Genomic DNA, 20,649 nt, shown 5'->3' on the forward strand with positions numbered 1-20,649 from the left:
AGCGCACGCGAGGGTTGTGCTCGGCCTACTTCCTCTCTAGATTGTGCACAATCTTGAGGAGGTGGCCTGTGTCACAGTCCGCGGACCGCGTCTACCGGACGCTGCGGAGCGAGATCCTCAACGGGACCCGGCCGGCCCAGAGCCGACTCCGCGAGGAGCAGCTCGCCGCCGATCTCGGCGTCAGCCGGACACCCGTGCGCGAGGCCCTCCGCCGCCTCGAGGCGGACTCGCTGGTCACCGTGGTCGCGCACCGGGGAGCCGTCGTCCGCCGGTGGGAGGCCGCCGACTACGAGGAGATCTTCGACCTCCGGGAGCTGCTGGAGTCCCACGCCGCGGCCCGGGCGGCCGCGAGCGGCACCGCAGACGTCGCCGAGCTGCTCTCCCTGTGCGACCGGATGGAGGAGCTGGCCGCGGGGATCGAGGCCGGGGTGGGTGACGCTGGGGCGGCCTACGACGAGATCACCGCGCTCAACCTCCGGCTGCACCGGACCGTCCACGCCGCCGGGGGCCGACTGGTCCCCGAGCTGCTGTCCGGGCTGATCGAGGTCCCGCTGGTGCGGCGGACGTTCCACCGCTACAGCCAGGCCCAGATGCGCCGCAGCTTTGCCCAGCATCGCGAGCTGGTCGCCGCCGTCGCCGCCGGTGACGGCGCCTGGGCCGCCGCGGTCATGACTGCTCACCTGCGTGCGGCCCGCAGCACCTTCCGGCTCGACCTCGAGGCAGGTCCCGACCACGCCACCGCCCCCGCCCACCCGATCTCCGAGGAGTCGCGATGACCGACCAGCTCCCCCTCTCCGACGTCCGGGTGATCGAGACCGGCTCGTTGATCGCCGGGCCCTTCTGCGGCCACCTGCTCGCCGACTTCGGCGCCGACGTGATCAAGGTCGAGGACCCCGGCTCGGGTGATCCCATGCGCACCTGGGGCGAGATGGTCGACGGCCACTCGCTGAGCTGGCCGATCCTGGCGCGCGGAAAGCGCTCGGTGACCTGCAACCTCCGCACGCCTGCGGGCCAGCAGATCCTGCGCGACCTGGTCGCGGAGGCGGACGTGCTGGTCGAGAACTTCCGTCCCGGCACCCTCGAGCGTTGGGGACTCGGCCCCGACGAGCTCGCGCGCCTCAACCCCCGCCTGATCGTGGCCCGGGTCACCGGCTACGGCCAGCACGGTCCGTACGCCTCACGCGCCGGCTTCGGCTCGATCGGCGAGGCGATGGGCGGGGTCCGGCACGTCACCGGCGAGCCCGACCAGCCCTCCAGCCGGGTCGGGATCTCGCTGGGCGACTCGCTGGCCGGCACCTTCTCCGCCCTCGGCGTGCTCACCGCACTCCACGCCCGGACGCAGACCGGCCGCGGCCAGGTCGTGGACACCGCGATCTACGAGGCGGTGCTCGCGCTGATGGAGGCGACCGTCCCCGAGTGGGTCGTCGCGGGCAAGGAGCGGCGGCGCACCGGCTCGATCCTGCCCGGTGTCGCCCCCAGCAACGCCTACCCCACCGCCGACGGGGCCGACGTCCTGATCGGCGCCAACCGCGACACCGTGTTCGCCCGCCTCACCGAGGCGATGGACCGGACCGACCTCCTCGCCGGCCCGCTGGCCACCCACGTCGGGCGCGGTGAGGCCCAGCACGAGCTCGACGCGCTGATCGCCGACTGGACGGCGACCCAGAAGGCCGACGAGCTGCTCGAGACCCTCCACGACGCGGGGGTGCCCGCGGGCAAGGTCTACACGGCGGCCGACATGGTCGCCGACCCCCACTTCGCGGCCCGCGAGGCGCTGGTCACCCTGGCCCACCCCGACCTCGGCGAGTTCCCGATGCAGAACGTCGTCCCGCACCTCTCCGACACCCCCGGCGCCGTCCGTGACGTCGGCCCGGCCCTCGGGGAGCACACCGACACCGTGTACGCCGACCTGCTCGGCGCCGACGCGGCGCAGCTGCGCCGATGGCGCGACCTCGGCGTGATCTGAGTCCCCAGACCGACAGCACCTCCATCCACACCTCGGGAGTGAACATGTCCGCACCACCCGTCCGTCCGCACGAGACCCGTGAGACCCGGGAGCCGATCCGCATGCCGTGGCTCTGGGTCGCCCTGGTCGGCGTCCTGCTCGTGATCGTCCCCTGGTGGGCCCCGGACGGGAGCATCGAGCCGCTCGTGCTCGGACTGCCGGCGTGGTTCGTGGTCTCGGTGGTCGCCTCGCTGGTCTTCTCCGGCCTCACCTGCTGGGCCTGCCTGTCCGGCTGGAACGTGGTCGAGGACGAGGAGGAGCAGGCGGCGGCCGCCGCCCGCGAGGCCGTCGGAGGGAGGACGAGCTGATGGACGACCTCTCCTTCTCCGGCACCGGCGGCATCGTGGTGCTCATCGCCTACGCCGTGATCATGCTCGGCGTCGGGTTCCTCGCCGGTCGCGACCGCGAGAGCGACGGCACCACGACCGCGCGCAGCTACTACGTGAGCGGCGGCAGCCTGGGCTTCATCACGCTGCTGTTCACCCTCTACGCCACCCAGTACAGCGGCAACGCGATCGTCGGCTACGCCCCGGAGGCCTACCGGAGCGGCTTCGGCTGGTGGCAGTCGGTCCCGTTCATGACGGCCGTGATCACCTGCTACCTGCTCTTCGCGCCCCGCCTGTACGCGGTCTCCAAGCGGCGCTCCTTCGTCACGCCCACCGACTTCGTGCGGGCGCGCTTCGGCTCCAGCGCCCTGTGCCTGCTCAGCTCCGGGCTGATGCTGTGGGGGCTGGGCAACTACCTCCTCGAGCAGCTGGTCGCCATGGGCCACGGCATCGCCGGCCTCACCGGCGAGACCGTCCCGTACCAGCTCGGGGTCGTGGTCTTCGTCGGCGTGATGCTGGCGTACTCGTGGAGCGGAGGCATGCGGGCGGTCGCGATGACCGACGTGATGCAGGGAGTGGCGCTCCTGGTCGGGATCGTCGTGCTCCTCGGCGGCGCCCTCTACCTCACCGGGGGCGGACTGGGCAGCCTCACGAGCTACCTCGCGGAGAACGCCCCGGAGACCATCGGCGCCCCTGACAACGAGTACTCCGTCAACTGGCTCTCGATGACGATCCTGATCGGCCTCGGCGCCGCGGTCTACCCGCACGCGATCCAGCGGGTGTACGCCGCCCGCACCGAGCGCACCCTGAAGCGCTCGCTCGCGGTGATGGCGTGGCTGCCGTTCGCGACGACCGCCGTGGTGTTCCTCGTGGGCCTGACCGGGCTGGTCCTCTTCCCGGGGCTCGACGTGGCCGAGTCCGAGCAGCTCGTCGGCCGGATCGCCAACGAGGTGGCCGCCATCAACGTGTTCACGTACGTCCTGATGATCCTGCTCTTCGGCGGCGTGATCGCGGCGATCGTGTCCACCGCCGACTCGGCCCTGCTCGCCTTCTCCTCGATCGTGTCCAAGGACGTCTACGGACAGCACATCGCCCCGGACGCACCCGAGAAGCAGAAGGTGCTGGTCGGCAAGATGGCAGGCATCGCCGCGATCGGCGTCCTGCTCGCCCTGGCGTGGAACCCGCCGACCACGCTGCTGAGCCTGTTCGTGCTCAAGTTCGAGCTCATCGTCCAGGTGGCACCGGTGTTCATGCTGGGCCTCTACTGGCGCCGGATGGCCGCTCGGCCGGCCTTCTGGGGGATGCTGGTCGGCGCGCTGATCGCCGGCGGGCTGACCATCGCCGACCTCACGCTGGTGCCCGGGGTCCCCGGAGGCCTGATCGGGCTGGTCGCCAACCTGGTGATCGTCGTGGTCGGATCGCTGCTCACGCCGCTCGACGAGACGGTCGGTGAGGACGTCCTGGGGCCGGCCAGGCAGCCCGAGGGCGCCTCGCGCTAGCCGCACGGGGCGGGTGCCCGCGGGGCCACCGGCCCCCGTGGTCCTCCCGCGGCGCAGGCTGCCGAATCGTGTGCGCGCTCGGCGATCGGGCACGATCGCGGCATGGAGACACGCAAGGTCGGGGTCGAGGAGGAGCTGATGCTCGTCGATCCGGCCACCGGGATGCTCACCGCCGTCGCAGGCCACGCCCTGCGCGCCCACGAGGAGCGACCCGGGGAGCAGGAGGCGCCGGTGGAGGCCGAGCTGTTCCTCCAGCAGATCGAGTCGCAGACGCCGCCGACCGACGACGTCACCGACGTCGCGGGCCAGCTCGCTGCGAGCCGTCGCGCGATGGGCGAGGCGGCACGCAGCGCGGGCGCGGCGGCCGTCGCGACGGGCACGGCCGTCCTGGTCGACGCGGACACCCGGGTGACGCCGAAGCCGCGCTACCGGCGGATCGTCGAGGAGTACGGCGAGCTCGCCCGTACCTCGCTCGCCTGCGCGATGCACGTGCACGTCGACGTCGCCGACGAGGACGAGGGTCTCCGGGTGCTCGACGGGATCGCCCCCTGGCTGCCGGTGCTGCTGGCGGTCAGCGCGAACTCGCCGTACGCCCGGGGCCGGGACACCGGCTACGCCAGCTGGCGCTACCAGACGTGGAGCCGCTGGCCGACCCACGGCACCCAGGAGGGGTTCGGCGACCTGGCCTCCTACGGCGCGGTGACCGAGCGGCTGGTCGAGTGGGGCGCCGGCCTCGACGACGGCATGGTCTACTTCGACGCCCGTCTCTCGCAGGACTACCCCACGGTGGAGATCCGCGTGGCCGACGTCTGCGCCGACGTGGAGGACGCCGTGCTCGTCACGGCCCTGGCGCGTGCACTCGTGGCCACCGAGGCGGACGGGGACCGCATCCGCGGGTGGCGGGGCGACCTGCTGCGTGCCGCGAGCTGGCGGGCGTCCCGCTTCGGCCTCGCCGACCGGCTGGTCAGCCCCACCGGGCTCTGCCTGGTGCCGGCCCGCGCGGCGGTCGAGTCGTTGGTCGACCACGTCCGCCCCGCTCTCGAGGCGGCCGGCGACCTCGCGCTCGCGGAGGACCAGGTCGAGCGGCTGCTGGCCCGCGGCAACGGAGCGATGCAGCAGCGTCGCGCGTACGAGTCCTCGGGCAGCCTGGCCGGTGTCGTCGACGACGCGGTGCGCCGTACCGAGGCCTCCTGGCGCTAGCGCGCAGCGACCACCGGTGTGACGGGCGACCCAATCCGCGCAACCCCCCTCGGAGGCGGACCGGATTCGGTTATCTTGCGCTGAGCCGTCAGGCTTGGGCACGCCCGCCCGCGCGAGTCGCCGGGACGGCCGCGGGTGAGGCGACAGCGTAGATCTCGGAGGGGACGGGAAGCGTGCACACGGAAGGCTTCGACGACGCCCTCGGCGCCTCCTACCGGCTGCAGGAGCGGCTCGGGCAGGGCGCCACGGGCGAGGTGTGGCGTGCCGTCGACCGCCGCACCGACGAGGTCGTGGCCGCCAAGCTGCTGCGCCGCGAGCACGCCTCCGACCAGGACCTGGTGGGACGGTTCGTACGCGAGCGCTCGATCCTGACCGGCCTGCGCCACCCCTCGGTGGTGGCCGTGCGCGACCTGGTCGTCGAGGGCGACCGGCTGGCGATCATCATGGACCTCGTCGACGGCGGCTCGCTGCGCGACGTGCTCCGCGTCGACGGCCCGCTCCCGCCCGCGAGGGCCATCGAGGTCGTGGCGGCCGTGCTCGAGGGCCTCGCCGTGGCGCACTCGCGAGGCGTCCTGCACCGTGACATCAAGCCCGACAACGTGCTGCTGACCCGCGACTGGCAGTCACTCGGCGAGGGCACCGTCCAACTCACCGACTTCGGCATCTCCCGGATGGTCGCCGAGGGCGCCGGAACCACCACCGGCCTGCTCGGCACCCCCGAGTACATGGCGCCGGAGATGCTCGTGACCGGTCGCTGCGACCTCTCCGCCGACGTCTACGGCGTGGGCATCCTGCTCTACGAGCTCCTCGCCGGCCGTACGCCGTTCGCGGGACCCGGCACCGACTACACCGTCGCCCACCGGCACGTGGTCAGTCTCCCCCCGGCGCTACCGCTCCCGGACGCCCTCCTGGCCCAGCTCGACGCCATGCTCGACAAGAACCCGGCGGCCCGTCCCACGGCAGGCGAGGCCGCCGCGGCGTTGCGTCGACTGGCTCCCACGCTCGCCGACCTCCCGGCCCTGACGCCCCAGGCGCCCCCGGAGGACTTCGACACGGCGCGGGGCCCGGTCACCATGGTCCGCGGCATGGTCCCCGACGTCGCCCCCGCCCCGGCCGCGGTCGCGGACCCCGACGAGCCGGACCCGCCTCACGACCTCGACCTCGGGACCCCTGACCAGGGCACGCTGCTACGCCCGATGACTGCGCCCCGCCGGGTCCGGGAGGAGGCGCCGACCGCCGGGCAGCGCGTCGCGCACAAGAAGAAGAAGCGACCTGCCTGGCGCGACCCGCGGGCCCTCGCCCTGGTCGCCGCCTCGGTGGTCCTCCTCGGCGGAGCCGTCGCCTACGCGACGACCACCGGCGACAGCCCGACCGACGACACGCCCACCCCGTCGACGCCGACGGTGGTCGAGGCCGAGAACACGGACCCGACCACGCGTACCGGACTCACCGTCAGCCGGGAGGCGTCCTACGACGCCGAGACCGAGACGGTCGAGCTGACCCTGACGTACGCCGCCCAGAACGCTCCCCTCGGTGGGCCGTTCCTCGAGGTCGTGCCCGGCACCGACGGCTCGTCGTGCCCGACCATCACCTGGGAGGGCGTCCAGCAGAAGCCGAACCTCCGCGACACCAGCGGGGTCGACGTCGACTGCGGCTGGTCGGTCGACCCCGGCCCCGTGCCCGAGCAGGGAAGCGTGACCGTCACCGGCCAGGTGCCGCTCAGCTTCGGGGACGAGGACCCGACGTCCGCACTCCAGGAGTGGCTCGACACCGCGCAGGGAAGCACCCAGAGCGCCATCACCGATGCCCGGGTCACCGAGCCCAGCTACCCGGTGCAGCGACTCCAGGACATCCAGGTGGTCGCGCCGTCGCGGACCGTCAGCGGTACGCCGCTGAAGCTCACCGTGCTGCCGGTCTGGGCCAGCGGGCCCGACGCGTTCAACCCGCTCTACCGCAGCCCGAGCTTCGGCGAGCCCAGCAGCATGCTCACGGCGATCGCCGGAGGTGAGGAGGGCGTCCGGTTCAGCGACGGATGTGCGGGCGCGCTGGCCGTGACCGGCGGGCTCGAGGTCACGGCCGTCAACGTGGCCGCGGAGTGCACGGTGATCGCCAGCATCGGCAACCTCCCCGACACCCCCAGCAACACCTTCGAGATCGTCACCCGCGGCGGCTGATTTTACCGGGGTTCCCGGCCCGCGGCCCGGCCCTGCATGGCATCATCGGGGGCTGACGGGGGTCTCTCGGGTGGTGCCTGTCCCGGCATCGACGGGTTTTCCTCGGTCGTTTCTGACCGACTACGACGTCGGCCCACGGGGGTCGGCACAGTGAGGGTGACCATGTCGAGGGTTCTTTCCACCGAGCAGGCCAAGACTTCGATCCAGCAGATGCAGGCGATCATCAACGGTGGCTTCACCGACCAGATCAGCCAGCTCGACTCTCAGGGCAAGACGCTGTCCGACCCCAACGTGTGGGACGGGCCGCTGGCGGAGAAGTTCCGCGGCTCGACCTGGCCCGAGACGCGTGCGGCTCTCGACAAGGCCAAGCAGGAGCTCGAGGAGCTCCGCAGCCAGCTGACCCAGATCTCGCAGAACATCATGTCCGCCGGCGGCGGCGCCTGAGCCACGCGGCGCTTCACTGACCACTCGCCCCACCCGGGCGGGTGATCGGTGTGGTGGCGCGCGCTCGTGGGCGTGGTGCGGGACGACGATGAGGGGTGTGAGCTGTGGTTGACCTCGGTGCGATCGACGAGGACGTCCGCTTCGACCACGGGGCGGCCGACACGCTGGCGAGTCGCTGCGACGCCGCGGCCGACGTGATCGAGGGCCAGGCCGGGTCGCGGGCGTCGTGGAAGAACACCGCGCTGACCGACTTCCGGGGCGCGTTCTCCGAGCTGTTCCGCTCCAACGCCTCGGTCGCCGCCGCCGACGCCACCGAGCTGGCCTCCCGGCTGCGGGAGGTCGCCACCGGCGTACGCCTGCTCAAGGAGGAGGCCCGCAAGGAGCAGCAGCGCCGCGAGACGGCGCGGCAGTGGAAGCGGGAGCAGGACGACCGCAACCTGTGGGACAAGGGTGTCGACGCCGTGTTCGGTGGCGACGACCCGCCGGTCGGTCCGCCGGCCGCCGAGCCCACGATCCCGGTGTCGGCGCCGGTCAACGGCACCCGCGAGACTCCCACCCCCGGCTCGGGCGGGGGTGGGGGCGGCGGCGGCACCTCCTCGGCCAGGCCCGAGGACCTGCGGGCCTTCGCCAACGGCTCCCGCGGCGCCAACCAGACGCTGAGCGCCAAGCCGGCCATGTGCCGCTCCGCCTACACCACCTTCGAGGCCGGGTGCGGCTGGGGCCGGCTCGAGGCCTCCGGCGTCTTCACCGGTTTCGACAAGTACCTCGACGCCAACGAGGAGGACGTGCGCTGGGCGACGCTCGTCGCCGACGCGTTCGCCGCCGCGGGCGGGGAGGGTGCGGTCTCGACCCTGTCCGACTCCGCGCTGCTGGCCACCCTCCAGGCCGCCGGCGTCGACGCCTCGCGCCAGGACATCGTCATCGACCCGCCGACCGCCTACGGCCACCCCCCGACCACGGGCTACAGCGTCGACCCGGTCAACACCGCGACCGGCAACTTCCTCGAGCGCGAGGTCGACCTGTCCTTCACGGGCGCCACCGCGGCCCTGGTCTGGGACCGCACCTACAACTCCTTCAGCCAGCAGGCCGGCGCCTTCGGCCCGGGCTGGTCCTCGTGGACCGAGGCCGGCCTCGCGCTGGACGACGAGGCCGCCCGGATGACGCTGCCCGACGGTCGCGTCATCGTCTTCCCGCGGCTCGGCACCGGCTGGGACCGCGCCACCGGGGAGAACATGTGGCTGGCGCGCGACGACGCCGGGCTGCAGGCGACCACCAACGACGGGAAGGTGCTGACCTTCGACGGAGCCGGGCGGCTCTCGGCGCTCTCCCACGGAGCCGGCACCACCGTCCGGCTCGAGCACGACGCCGGTCGCCTGGTGCGGGTCGTCCACGAGCGCGGTCGCTCCGTCGACCTCACGTGGGCCGACGAGCGGATCGTGCGGGCCACCGGCTCCGACGGCCGCACCGTCGACTACGCCTACGACGACTCCGGGCGCCTGGTCACGGCGGCCGGGCCGGCGGGCCTCCGTTCCTACGCGTGGGACGACGCCGGCCTGATCTCCTCGGTCACCGACGCCGACGGGGTGGTCGAGGCCGAGAACGCCTACGACGCCCACCGACGGGTGACGCTCCAGCGCACGCCCCATGGTCGGGTGGTGCGGTTCGTCTACCTGCCCGGCAACGTCACGGTCGTCTCCGACGAGGACGGCACCCGCTCCAACACCTGGCTCCACGACCAGCGCGGCCGGCTGATCGGCGTCGTCGACACCGACGAGCGCCGCCAGTCCACCAGCTACGACGCCCACGGCAACCCGGTCATGGTGACCGAGCGCGACGGCTCGGTGACCGTGCACGAGTACGACGACCGCGGCCGGCGTACGCGCACCGTGACCCCGTCCGGCGCCGACCTCACCTACGGCTACGACGAGGCCGACCGGATCACCACGGTCGTCGCCGAGTCAGGCGGCGTCGTCGAGTACTCCTACGACGGCGCGGACCGGAACCCCTCGCTGATGGTCGACCCGGAGGGCGGCCGGACCCGGTTCAGCTGGCGGGCCGGCCTGCTCACCGAGATGGTCGACCCGGTCGGCGTCACCGTCCGGTTCGACTACGACGACCGGGGCGACCTGGTGGCCACCACCGATGCCCTGGGCAACACCGCCCGGCTCGAGCGCGACCCCACAGGTCGCGTCACGGCCTCGGTGTCGCCGCTGGGTCACCGCACCCGCTGGACCTACCTGCCCCACGGGCACCTCGGGTCGCGTCAGGACCCGGACGGCGCCGTGTGGCGCTACGAGCACACCGCCGCGGGCCGGCTCTCGGCCGTGATCGACCCGACCGGCTCCCGCACCGAGATCGAGCACGGGTCCCACGGCGAGGAGACCCGGACCGTCGACCCGCTGGGTCGTGCCGTCACCCGCCACCTCGACGACCTCGGCAACCTCGCCTCGGTCGAGCTGCCCGACGGCAGCCGCTGGGAGTTCACCCACGACGCACTGTCGCGGCTGGTGGCCGCGACCGATCCTGCCGGCGCGGAGTGGCGCTACGACTACGACGCCAACGGCGACCTGACCGCGACCACGGACCCCACCGGCGTCCGGATCGGTGCCTCCGTGGACCGGCCGGCTCGCACGCTCACGGTCGGGGACGGCGAGGCGGACCGGACCTGGTCCTTCGACCCGCTCGGTCGCGCCACCGCCGCCACCGACCCCGACGGCACTTCCGCCGTCACCGTCCACGACGCCTGCGGTCGTCCCGTCGAGCTGCTCGACGGTGACGGGGGCCTGACCAGGATCGAGCGCGACGCCGCAGGGCGTGCTGTCGCCGTCACCTCGCCCACCGGCGCCGTCACCCGCTTCGAGTACGACGCCCGAGGTCGGCTGGCCGCCCTCGTCGACCCGACCGGGGCCCGGACCACGTACGAGCACGACGCGGACGGACGGCTGGTCCGCGAGGTGCTGCCGACCGGTGAGGTCGCCTGGACCGAGCACGACCCCTGCGGCCGGGTCACCGCCGCCTCCGTCCCGGGTCGCGGCGTGGCTCGCTACCGCTACGACGCCGCGGGCCGGGTCGTGGAGTCCAGCGACACCTGGTTCGGACGCCGCCGGTTCCGCTACGACGCAGCCGGTCAGCTGGTCGAGGTCGTCAACGGCAACGGCGGCGTCACCCGTTTCGAGCGCGACCCCCGCGGTCGCGCCGTGGCGGTCACCGACCCGCTGGGCCACACCACGCGCCGGAGCTACGACCAGCTGGACCGACCCGTCTCCCAGACCGACGCGCTGGGCCGCACGACCCGCGCCGGCTACGACGCCGCCGGTCGCCTCGCCTTCCAGGAGAGCCCGACGGGCTCCCGGGTGGAGTGGACCCACGACACCGCCGGCCGGATCGCCTCGGAGGTCGTCGACGGCCGACTCGTGACCTCGGTCGAGCACGACCCCCGCGCGCGCACGGTCCGGATCTCCGACCACACCCAGGAGCACCGCACCACCACCCACCTCCTGGAGTGGAACCGTCGCGACCAGCTGGTGCGGCACGTGCGCGACGACCGGGCGACCACGTGGGCCTACGACGCCGACGGGAACCGGACCTCGCTGACGACGCCGGACGGCCGCAGCACCACCTTCGAGCGCGACGCCGCCGGCCGCGTGTCCGTCGTCGAGCACCCGCTCCTCGGCCGGGCCGTGCTGGAGCGGGACGGGTCCGGACGCCTGGTCCGGGCCACCGCCGACGGCACGCTGCAGACCTGGGAGCGCCTCGACGGCTTCGTCGTGGCCCACGTGCACACCGATGCCGGTGGCGCCACCCGCACCGAGGTCACCCGTGACGAGGACGGCAGGATCACCGGCATCGACAGGGCAGGCGAGCGGACGACGTACGCCTACGACCTGGCCCACCAGCTGGTGGAGTCCCGGCTGGGCGGCTCGGTCACCCGCTGGTCCTACGACGCCGCGGGGCGTCTGGTCACGGAGTCCGTCGACGGCGCTGTCCGGGGGCACACCCACGACCCGGCCGGCCAGCTGCTGGCGACCCGGGGGCCGGACGGCCTCACCACGCGGCACGACTACGACGGCTGCGGCCGACGGGTCCGGACCGAGCGCCCCGACGGCCGCGTCCGCGAGCTCTCGTGGACGGCCACGGGCTGGCTCTCGGCGGTCACCGAGCGCGCCGGCGACGACGTCGAGCGCACCGAGCTCCACGTCGACGCCACCGGTCAGCTGGCGTGGGTCGGCGACACCGAGCTCTGGTGGGACACGGCCTCACCCCGCGGCCGGGGCCTGCTGCAGGTGGGTGAGGTTCCGCTCCTGCCGGTCGGCGCCGTCACCGGCGTCGGCGAGGACTGGATCCCTGCCGGCTGGCGCACCGGTCGCGGCGAGGGCACCGACCCGTGGCAGGCCGGGGTCTCCGGCGGCCCGGGACGACCCGTGGTGCCGGGCCTGCCGGCCGGGCTCGGGATCGGGGCGGCCGGCGAGCTGATCATCGGCGGCGTCGACCCGCTGGAGTGGCTGGACGCCCGGGTCTACGACCCGGCCAGCCGCGGCTTCCTCTCCACCGACCCGCTCGACCCGGTCATCGGGGCCGGCTGGGCCGGCAACCCCTACTCCTACGCCGGCAACGACCCGCTCCACGCCCTCGACCCCACCGGCCTGCGGCCCGCCACCGACGCGGACCTCCAGGCCTACAAGGACGCCAACAACGGCTGGGTCAGCGAGAACTGGGAGTACCTCGTCGGCGGGGCGATGGTGATCGGCGGCGGCATCATGATCGCCACCGGCTTCGGCGGTCCGGTCGGCATGGCCCTGGTGGCCGCCGGTGCCGACACGATCATCCAGAAGGCCACGACCGGCGAGGTGAACTGGGGGCAGGTCGCCGTCTCGGGCGGGCTCGGGCTCGTGGGTGGAGCCGGGGCTGCGTGGGCCACCCGCGCCAGCGTCAACGGCACGGCCGCGCTGCGCACCACCATGCTCGTCAACGGCGGCGTCAACGCGGCCGGGGCCGAGGCGGCGTACGTCATCAACAACCGGGGCAACCTGACCTGGCAGGGCGCCGTCGGCGCCGGGGCCGGCGGCTTCGTCTCCGGGGCGATCGGCGGCGCGGCAGGTCCGTCCGGCGGCACGCTGGCCACCCAGCTGGGGCAGCGCTCGACCAGCCTGACCGCCCACGCGGCCACGGGCGGCGTGAACTTCTTCGGCGGGTTCAGCGGATCCGTCGTCAACCAGACGATCAACGGTCAGCCCGTGAACTACGGTCAGGCTGCGCTGTCCGGCGGCGTCAACACCGCGACCGGAGCGGTCTCGTCGGTGACGATGCCCTCGGGTTCGGGCATGACCACCCTCAACCAGACCTCCTACTTCGGTCCGCGCACGGTCAGCGGCGCCTTCAACCTCGGCGGCACCAACACCCAGTCGATGTACCTCCAGGGCGGGGCGGGCGCGGCGCAGGGGGCCACGTACGACGTCTTCAGCGACTAGGTTTGGCGCCATGACCAGTGCTCGGTTCGGCGCCGTCGAGGTGGCCGTCGTGGGCTTGTGCCTCGGGCTCGGGATCGTCGTCCCGCTCTTCCGCGAGGTGTCGCCCCTGACCGTGGCGGTGACGGTGGCCGTCGGCCTGGTCATCGGTGCCGCCCTCGGGATCCTGTCGGGAGCCGCACGCGGCGTGGCCGTGCTGGTCGGCCTGCTCGGAGGCGTCGCCGTCGGACAGACCATGGGCCTGCCGGACGCGTGGAACCTCAGCTGGTCCCTGGCCCTGCTCGCGGGGCTGGTGGTCGGCTCGGTGCTCTTCGATGCACGGTCCCGGCGGCCCGGCGGCCGACGGTCCTCGCCTGAGCCTCCCCCTGCGGGGTCGGTGCTCCTGACCTGGACCGACGGGGACGACGAACACCGGCTCGAGGCCCCGAGCGCCGAGCGCGTGGCAGCGGCCGTCCGGGCCCTGGACGGTGACCGGCGCAGTGTCGTCAGCATCCTGCGGGGCGCGGCCCGCCTCGACGTCGGTGGTGACGCGCGGGGGGCGATGATGGTCTACGAGTCCGACGACCACACCGACCACCGCACCACCTGGCACCACCTGACGACTCCTGACGGTGATGCCGACGAGGACGAGGTGGCCGTGACGATCGCGGGCTGGCCCGGTCGCTTCCGCGGCCCGCAGACCACCACCGTCGACCCGGCGTTGCGGGCGGTCGAGCACTTCCGCAGCACCGGGCAGCGCGCACCCGGCCTGCCGTGGCACGGGGACCGCCAGGTGGCCGACATGCGCCCCCCGGCGCTGCAGCGGACCGACGGGCCGGCCCGGCGTACCCGATGAGGGCGGCTTCACCCCCTCGCAGGTGCCGCCGAGGTCCAGCCCCGATTTAACCCGGGAGCCCTCCACCCGCGGCTGAGGACGTGGCATCATCGGGGGCCGACGGGGGTCTCTCGGGTGGTGCCTGTCCCGGCGCCGGACGAGTCGTCCTCGTGTCCTGACCGACGACGACGCCGATCATGCGAAGGTCGGCACAGTGAGGGTGTGACATGTCTCGCGTTCTTTCCACCGAGCAGGCCAAGACTTCGATCCAGCAGATGCAGGCGATCATCAACGGTGGCTTCACCGACCAGATCAGCCAGCTCGACTCCCAGGGCAAGACGCTGTCCGACCCCAACGTGTGGGACGGGCCGCTGGCGGAGAAGTTCCGCGGCTCGACCTGGCCCGAGACGCGTGCGGCTCTCGACAAGGCCAAGCAGGAGCTCGAGGAGCTCCGCAGCCAGCTGACCCAGATCTCGCAGAACATCATGTCCGCCGGCGGCGGCGCCTGAGCCACGCGGCGCTTCACTGACCACTCGCCCCCACCCGGGCGAGTGATCGGTGTGGTGCCGTGGGCCCGGGCCGCACGACCGGCCCGGTGCACGCGCTGCAGCAGTAGTCCGGGTACACCTGCAGAGGAGTTGAGTCGTGGCCGACCTGGGTGCGATCGAGGAAGACGTCGTCTTCGACGACGCCACCGCTGACGCCTTCAGTCAGGGGTGTGACTCGGCGGCCGACGTGATCGAGGGCCAGGCCGGGTCGCGGGCGTCGTGGAAGAACACCGCGCTGACCGACTTCCGGGGCGCGTTCTCCGAGCTGTTCCGCTCCAACGCCTCGGTCGCCGCCGCCGACGCCACCGAGCTGGCCTCCCGGCTGCGGGAGGTCGCCACCGGCGTACGCCTGCTCAAGGAGGAGGCGCGCAAGGAGCAGCAGCGCCGCGAGACCGCGAGGCAGTGGAAGCAGGAGCAGGACGACCGCAACCTGTGGGACAAGGGTGTCGACGCCGTGTTCGGTGGCGACGACCCGCCGGTCGGTCCGCCGGCCGCCGAGCCCACGATCCCGGTGTCGGCGCCGGTCAACGGCACCCGCGAGACTCCCACCCCCGGCTCGGGCGGGGGTGGGGGCGGCGGCGGCACCTCCTCGGCCAGGCCCGAGGACCTGCGGGCCTTCGCCAACGGCTCCCGTGGCGCCAACCGGGCCATCGACTCCAAGCCCGCGACCCTGCGCAGCCGCTACTCGAGCTTCTCGGCGCGCTGCCAGTGGGGCAGCATCGACGCCTCGGGGGTCTTCACCGGTTTCGACAAGTACGTCACGGCCAACGAGGAGGACGTCCGCTGGGCGACGCTCGTCGCCGACGCGTTCGCCGCCGCGGGCGGGGAGGGTGCGGTCTCGACCCTGTCCGACTCCGCGCTGCTGGCCACCCTCCAGGCCGCCGGCGTCGACGCCTCGCGCCAGGACATCGTCATCGACCCGCCGACCGCCTACGGCGCACCGCCCACCAGCGGCTACGCCAACGACCCGGTCAACACCGCGACCGGCAACTTCCTCGAGAACGAGACCGACCTCGGTTTCCCCGGAGCCGCTTCGGCCCTCGCGCTCACCCGGACCTACAACTCCTTCGACTCCTCCGCGGGGGCGTTCGGTCCGGGCTGGTCCTCGTGGACCGAGGCCGGCCTCGCGCTGGACGACGAGGCCGCCCGGATGACGCTGCCCGACGGTCGCGTCATCGTCTTCCCGCGGCTCGGCACCGGCTGGGACCGCGCCACCGGGGCCAACCTGTGGCTCGAGGCCACGGCCCGGGGATCCCGCGCCCGTGACAACCAGGGCGCCTGGTGGCAGTACGACGACCGCGGTCGTCTCGTCGAGCTCGCGACCCGGCCGGGTGCGGCCATCCGGCTCGTCCACGACGACGACCGGCTGCTCCGCCTGGAGCACGAGCGCGGCCGCGCCGTCGACCTGTCGTGGGACGAGGCCGGCACCCGGGTGACCGGCGCGACCGCCTCGGACGGCCGCCACCTCGACTACGCCTACGACGACTCCGGTCGGCTGACCGGCGTCACCGGACCGGCCGGCACCCGTTCCTACGCCTGGGACGACGCCGGCCTGATCTCCTCGGTCACCGACGCCGACGGGGTGGTCGAGGCCGAGAACGCCTACGACGAGCACGGGCGGGTGACCCACCAGCGCTCGGCCTTCGGCCGCCGCACCCGGTTCGCCTACCTGCCCGGCAACGTCACGGTCGTCTCCGACGAGGACGGCACCCGCTCCAACACCTGGCTCCACGACTCCAAGGGCCGGCTGATCGGCGTCGTCGACGCCCACGAGCAACGCCAGTCCACCAGCTACGACGCTCACGGCAACGTGGTCCTCGTCACCGAGCGTGACGACGCCACCACCGTCCACGAGTACGACGACCGCGGCCGGCGTACGCGCACCGTGACTGCGTCCGGTGCCGACCTCACGTTCGGCTACGACGAGCTGGACCGGATCACCACCGTGGTCGCCGAGTCGGGCGCGGTCACCGAGTACTCCTACGAGGGCGAGGCCCGCGAACCGGTCGCGATCACCGACCCCGAGGGCGGGGTCACCCGGATGACCTGGGTCGACGGGCTGCTCACCCAGCTCGTCGACCCCACCGGGGTCGTCGTGGGCTTCGAGCACGACCAGCACGGCGACCTGGTCGCCACCACCGACGGGCTCGGCAACACCGCGCGGGTCGAGCGCGATGCGACCGGACGGGTCACCGCCGCGATCACCCCGAGCGGCCACCGGACCACCTTCACCTACGCGCCCTCCGGGCTGCTCGCCGCGCGCCAGGACCCGGACGGCGCCGTGTGGCGCTACGAGCACACCGCCGCGGGCCGGCTCACCGCCACCATCGACCCGCTCGGCGCCCGTACCGAGATCGAGCACGGCCCGCACGGCGAGGAGACCCGCACCGTCGACCCGCTGGGTCGTGCCGTCACCCGCCACCTCGACGACCTCGGCAACCTCGCCTCGGTCGAGCTGCCCGACGGCACCCGCTGGGAGTTCACCCACGACGCCCTCTCCCGGCTCGTCGAGACCGTCGACCCCGCCGGCTCCCACTGGACGCGGGAGCACGACTCGGCCGGTCAGGTCTCGGCCACCGTCGACCCCACCGGGGTCCGCCACGACCTCGTGACGGACCGCCTCGCTGGCACCCTGACAGTCGGCGACGGGGACGCGTCCCTGGGCTCCCGGTTCGACGCGTTCGGTCGGCTGACGGCCCGCGAGCAGGCCGACGGATCGACGGCGATGGCGACGTACGACCGCTGCGGGCGAGCCGTCGAGCTGCTCGACGCCGACGGCGGACTGACCCGGATCGAGCGCGACGCAGCCGGTCGCGTCGTGGCGGTCACGACGCCGGGAGGAGCGCGCTCCACCCGCGACTACGACGCCTGCGGCCGGCTGGCCGCCCTGGTCGACCCCGAGGGTGCGCGCACCACCCAGGAGTACGACGTGGACGGCCGCGTCGTGCGCCGCGTGCTGCCCACGGGCGAGGTCGCCTGGACCGACTACGACCCGACCGGGCGCGTCACCGCCCGGTTCGAGCCCGGGCAGGGCATCGCGCGCTACCGCTACGACCGGGCCGGCCGCGTCGTGGAGTCCTCCGACACCTGGTACGGCCGACGGCGCTACCGCCACGACGCCGCCGGACAGCTGGTCGAGGTCGTCAACGGCAACGGGGGCGTGACCCGCTACGGCTACGACGGGAACGGCCGGGCCGTCGAGATCACCGACCCGCTCGGCAACGTCACCCGCCGCGAGTTCGACGCGATGAACCGCTGCATCGCGGAGACCGACCCGCTCGGCCGCACCACCCGCGCGGGCTACGACGAGAGCGGACGGATCGCCTGGCAGACCGACCCGACCGGCCGGCGTACGACCTGGACCTACGACGCGTCCGGGCGGTTGGCCGGGACCGCGGTCGACGGCCGGACCATGACCACCATCGAGCGCGACGTCCGCGCCCGGCGCCTGGTCGTGTCCGACCACACCCGCCCCGACGGCCGGGCCGTGCAGCACACGACGTCCTGGAACCGTCGGGGGCAGCTGGTCAGCCGTCGCCGCGACGAGCTCGAGGTCTCGTGGGACTACGACGCCGACGGGCGCCGGACGTCGATGACCACGCCCGACGGCAGCACCACCCGTTACCGGCGCGACACCGCAGGACGCCTGGTCGGGGTCGAGCACCCGCTGCTGGGCACCGCGACCCTGGAGCGCGACGCGTCCGGCCGGCTGGTCGCGGCCTCGGCGGGCGGGATGCTCCAGGCCTGGGAGCACCGCGAGGGATTCGTCGTCGCCCACACCGTGGGCGACGCGGACGGTCTGTCCCGCACCACCATCACGCGTGACGACAGCGGGCGGATCATCGCCCTCGACCGTGACGACGCCACGATCGCCTACGACTACGACGAGGCCTGCCAGCTGGTGGAGGCCCGGACCGACGACGCGGTCGTCGAGTGGCGCTACGACGCCGCCGGCCGCCTGGTCGCCGAGTCGACCGACGGCCCGGGGCGTGCGTACGCCCACGACGCCGCCGGACAGCTCGTGTCCGTCACCGACCCCAGCGGGACCACCCGTCACCACCACGACGAGCTGGGCCGCAGGATCCGGACCGAGCACCCCGACGGACGGGTGCGCGAGCTGGAGTGGTCCGCCACCGGCTGGCTGTCGGGCGTCACCGACCGCGTCGGCGACCGGGTGACCCACACCCGGGTGCACGTCGACGCCCGCGGCGAGCTCGCCGCCATCGCGTCCGGCGAGGAGCCGGAGCAGGCGATGCTCTGGGACTCGGCAGATCCCTACGCCCCCGGCCTGGTCCAGGCCGGCGACACCCCCGTCATCGCCGCCGGACCCGTGACCGGGATCGGCGACCAGTGGGCCACAGCGGGCTGGCGGACCTCGCGGTCCCAGGACCCCACCGGCCCCTGGTCCCTGCAACCACCCGTCACCGGTTCGGGGGACGCGCTCGCCGCCGGCTGGGAGATCGGAGCCGCGGGCGAGCTGAGCCTCGGCGGCGCGGACCCCCTGGAGTGGCTGGGCGCCCGGGTCTACGACCCCTCCAGCCGCGGGTTCCTGTCCGTCGACCCGCTCGACCCGGTGGTCGGCTCCGGCTGGTCCGGCAACCCCTACGCCTACGCCGGCAACGACCCGCTCCACGCCCTCGACCCCACCGGCCTCCGTCCGGTCACGGACGCCGAGCTGGCGGCGTACGCCGCTGCCAACAACGGCGCCCTGGCTGCGGCGGGCGACTGGATGGCCGACAACTGGGAGTACGTCGCGGGTGGCGCGATGGTCATCGCCGGCGGCGTCCTGGTCGCCACCGGCGTCGGCGGCCCGGCGGGGATGATGCTCATCGGTGCGGGTGCCGACACCATCATCCAGAAGGCCACGACGGGCGAGGTCAACTGGGGCCAGGTCGCCGTCGCAGGTGCCCTCGGTGGCTTCGGCGGGGCGGGGATCGCCGCGCGCGCCGGCCTCACCGGCACCAGGGCAGCCGTGGTGGCCGGGGTGTCCTCCGGGGGGATCAGCGGCGGCGTGATGAGCGGCTACCAGTACGCCACCGGTCCGGGTCCGCACACGCCGGGGGGCTTCGCCCGCGCCACGATCATCGGCACCGGTTCGGGGGCCCTCCTCGGCGGCGCCGGCGGCGGAGCGGGCCACGCCATCGGCGGCCGGATCATGAACTCGATGACCCACAACCCGGGGTCGAGCACGATGACCATGGGGCGGTTCATGGAGACCAGGGTGATCCCGTACGCCGACACCCACGGGTTCGGCTACTACCGTGGCACGCCCACCGGTCTCTACAACGCGATGGACAACCACCTGCCCGACAGCGTGGCCGAGCGAGCCAACATGTGGATCAACAAGAAGTGGATCAACTACCAGATGATGGAGGGCAAGAACCTCGTCGACATCGGCATGCCCGACGGGTGGACCGGCGGAACGGGGCCCTACTACGGGATGGAGCTCGACCAGGTGAGCGGCTACGGACAGTACTCACAGGACATCCAGGCGGCCGGGGACCTGCGGTGATGCCGCGGATCACGGTCCGGGCATCGTGAGCAGGCCGGCGCCGGAGGGCTCGCCGCGCGTGCGTGCGCGCCGGCTGCCGGACCAGGGCCTGGTGCGGCGACGCGCCGTCTACGAGGTCGAGCACCCGACGCCCGGGTCCGCCGGGCAGGCACAGCGGAGCGTGACCTCGCACCCCACCCGTCTGATCGCCGAGCTCTTCGGCGGACACCGGCAGGACGCGGCCCCGGTCGTGCTGGCGGCCGACCTGGGGTGGGACGGCGGGACGGGCCTGTGGCGCGGGGCGTCCGCCGAGGACTCGGAACCCGCGTCCACGGCCGACCGGCGCCACGACGGCGACATCGACCGGGGTGACGTCGAGCGTCGCGCCCGCCGCCTCGTGGAGTCCCGCGGCACCTCGAGCGTCGGCGCCCTGGGCCTGCTGGCGGATGCGCTCAGCGCTGCGGGCGAGGGTGAGCTCGCCCGGGACGCCGGCGTCCTGCTGCAGCGCCTGATGGTCGCCCGGTCCGAGGACGAGAAGCGGGTCGCGGACGAGGAGCTGTCCGCGTACCTGCAGCGCGTCGGCGACGCCGCGAGCGGCATGGTCGACGCCTCCCACATGGAGCGGACCACGGTCGGCCTCCTGGTCGCCCGCCTCGGCCAGCTCGGTGCCCGTACCTGACCGC

Annotated in this window: 12 protein-coding genes; all 12 read left to right on the forward strand. The window is 73.5% G+C overall.

What is annotated here, in order from left to right; genetic code table 11:
• The first annotated feature begins 68 nt into the window (after positions 1–68).
• The 12 genes from EXE57_RS11750 (at position 69) to EXE57_RS11805 (ending at position 20,645) form a co-directional block, all read left to right on the forward strand.
• Positions 69–776: a GntR family transcriptional regulator gene (locus tag EXE57_RS11750; RefSeq protein WP_167305888.1), complete on the forward strand. Its 708-nt coding sequence runs from the start codon at positions 69–71 to the stop codon at positions 774–776.
• Positions 773–1,966: a CaiB/BaiF CoA transferase family protein gene (locus EXE57_RS11755; protein WP_135077723.1), complete on the forward strand. Its 1,194-nt coding sequence runs from the start codon at positions 773–775 to the stop codon at positions 1,964–1,966. The genes EXE57_RS11750 and EXE57_RS11755 overlap by 4 nt, the downstream gene beginning before the upstream one ends.
• Before the next feature lie 44 nt (positions 1,967–2,010).
• The gene (locus EXE57_RS11760; protein WP_135077725.1) at positions 2,011–2,313 is read left to right on the forward strand and encodes a hypothetical protein; all 303 of its coding nucleotides are present in this window, start codon (positions 2,011–2,013) and stop codon (positions 2,311–2,313) included.
• Positions 2,313–3,830: a sodium:solute symporter family protein gene (locus EXE57_RS11765; protein ID WP_135077727.1), complete on the forward strand. Its 1,518-nt coding sequence runs from the start codon at positions 2,313–2,315 to the stop codon at positions 3,828–3,830. Before EXE57_RS11760 ends, EXE57_RS11765 begins: the two co-directional genes overlap by 1 nt.
• Positions 3,831–3,932: 102 nt before the next feature.
• On the forward strand, positions 3,933–5,030 hold the full coding sequence (locus EXE57_RS11770; RefSeq protein WP_135077730.1) for a carboxylate-amine ligase: 1,098 nt from the start codon (positions 3,933–3,935) through the stop codon (positions 5,028–5,030).
• 173 nt (positions 5,031–5,203) lie between these two features.
• Entirely contained in the window at positions 5,204–7,204 is a 2,001-nt protein-coding gene (locus EXE57_RS11775) for a serine/threonine-protein kinase (RefSeq protein ID WP_135077732.1), read from the forward strand.
• Between the two features lie 162 nt (positions 7,205–7,366).
• Positions 7,367–7,648, forward strand: a complete 282-nt coding sequence (locus tag EXE57_RS11780) for a pyrophosphorylase (protein WP_135077734.1) — start codon at positions 7,367–7,369, stop codon at positions 7,646–7,648.
• Between the two features lie 104 nt (positions 7,649–7,752).
• Positions 7,753–13,116, forward strand: a complete 5,364-nt coding sequence (locus EXE57_RS11785) for a DUF6531 domain-containing protein (protein ID WP_135077736.1) — start codon at positions 7,753–7,755, stop codon at positions 13,114–13,116.
• A 10-nt stretch (positions 13,117–13,126) separates the two neighbouring features.
• Positions 13,127–13,948, forward strand: a complete 822-nt coding sequence (locus EXE57_RS11790) for an Imm1 family immunity protein (protein ID WP_135077738.1) — start codon at positions 13,127–13,129, stop codon at positions 13,946–13,948.
• Positions 13,949–14,154: 206 nt separating this feature from the next.
• Complete coding sequence (locus EXE57_RS11795; protein WP_135077734.1) at positions 14,155–14,436, forward strand: pyrophosphorylase; 282 nt, start codon at positions 14,155–14,157, stop codon at positions 14,434–14,436.
• A gap of 136 nt (positions 14,437–14,572) precedes the next feature.
• Complete coding sequence (locus EXE57_RS11800) at positions 14,573–19,987, forward strand: DUF6531 domain-containing protein (protein ID WP_135077740.1); 5,415 nt, start codon at positions 14,573–14,575, stop codon at positions 19,985–19,987.
• A 25-nt stretch (positions 19,988–20,012) separates the two neighbouring features.
• On the forward strand, positions 20,013–20,645 hold the full coding sequence (locus EXE57_RS11805; protein ID WP_135077742.1) for a hypothetical protein: 633 nt from the start codon (positions 20,013–20,015) through the stop codon (positions 20,643–20,645).
• The last annotated feature ends 4 nt before the right edge of the window (positions 20,646–20,649 follow it).

Source organism: Nocardioides euryhalodurans (assembly GCF_004564375.1).
Lineage (GTDB): Bacteria > Actinomycetota > Actinomycetes > Propionibacteriales > Nocardioidaceae > Nocardioides > Nocardioides euryhalodurans.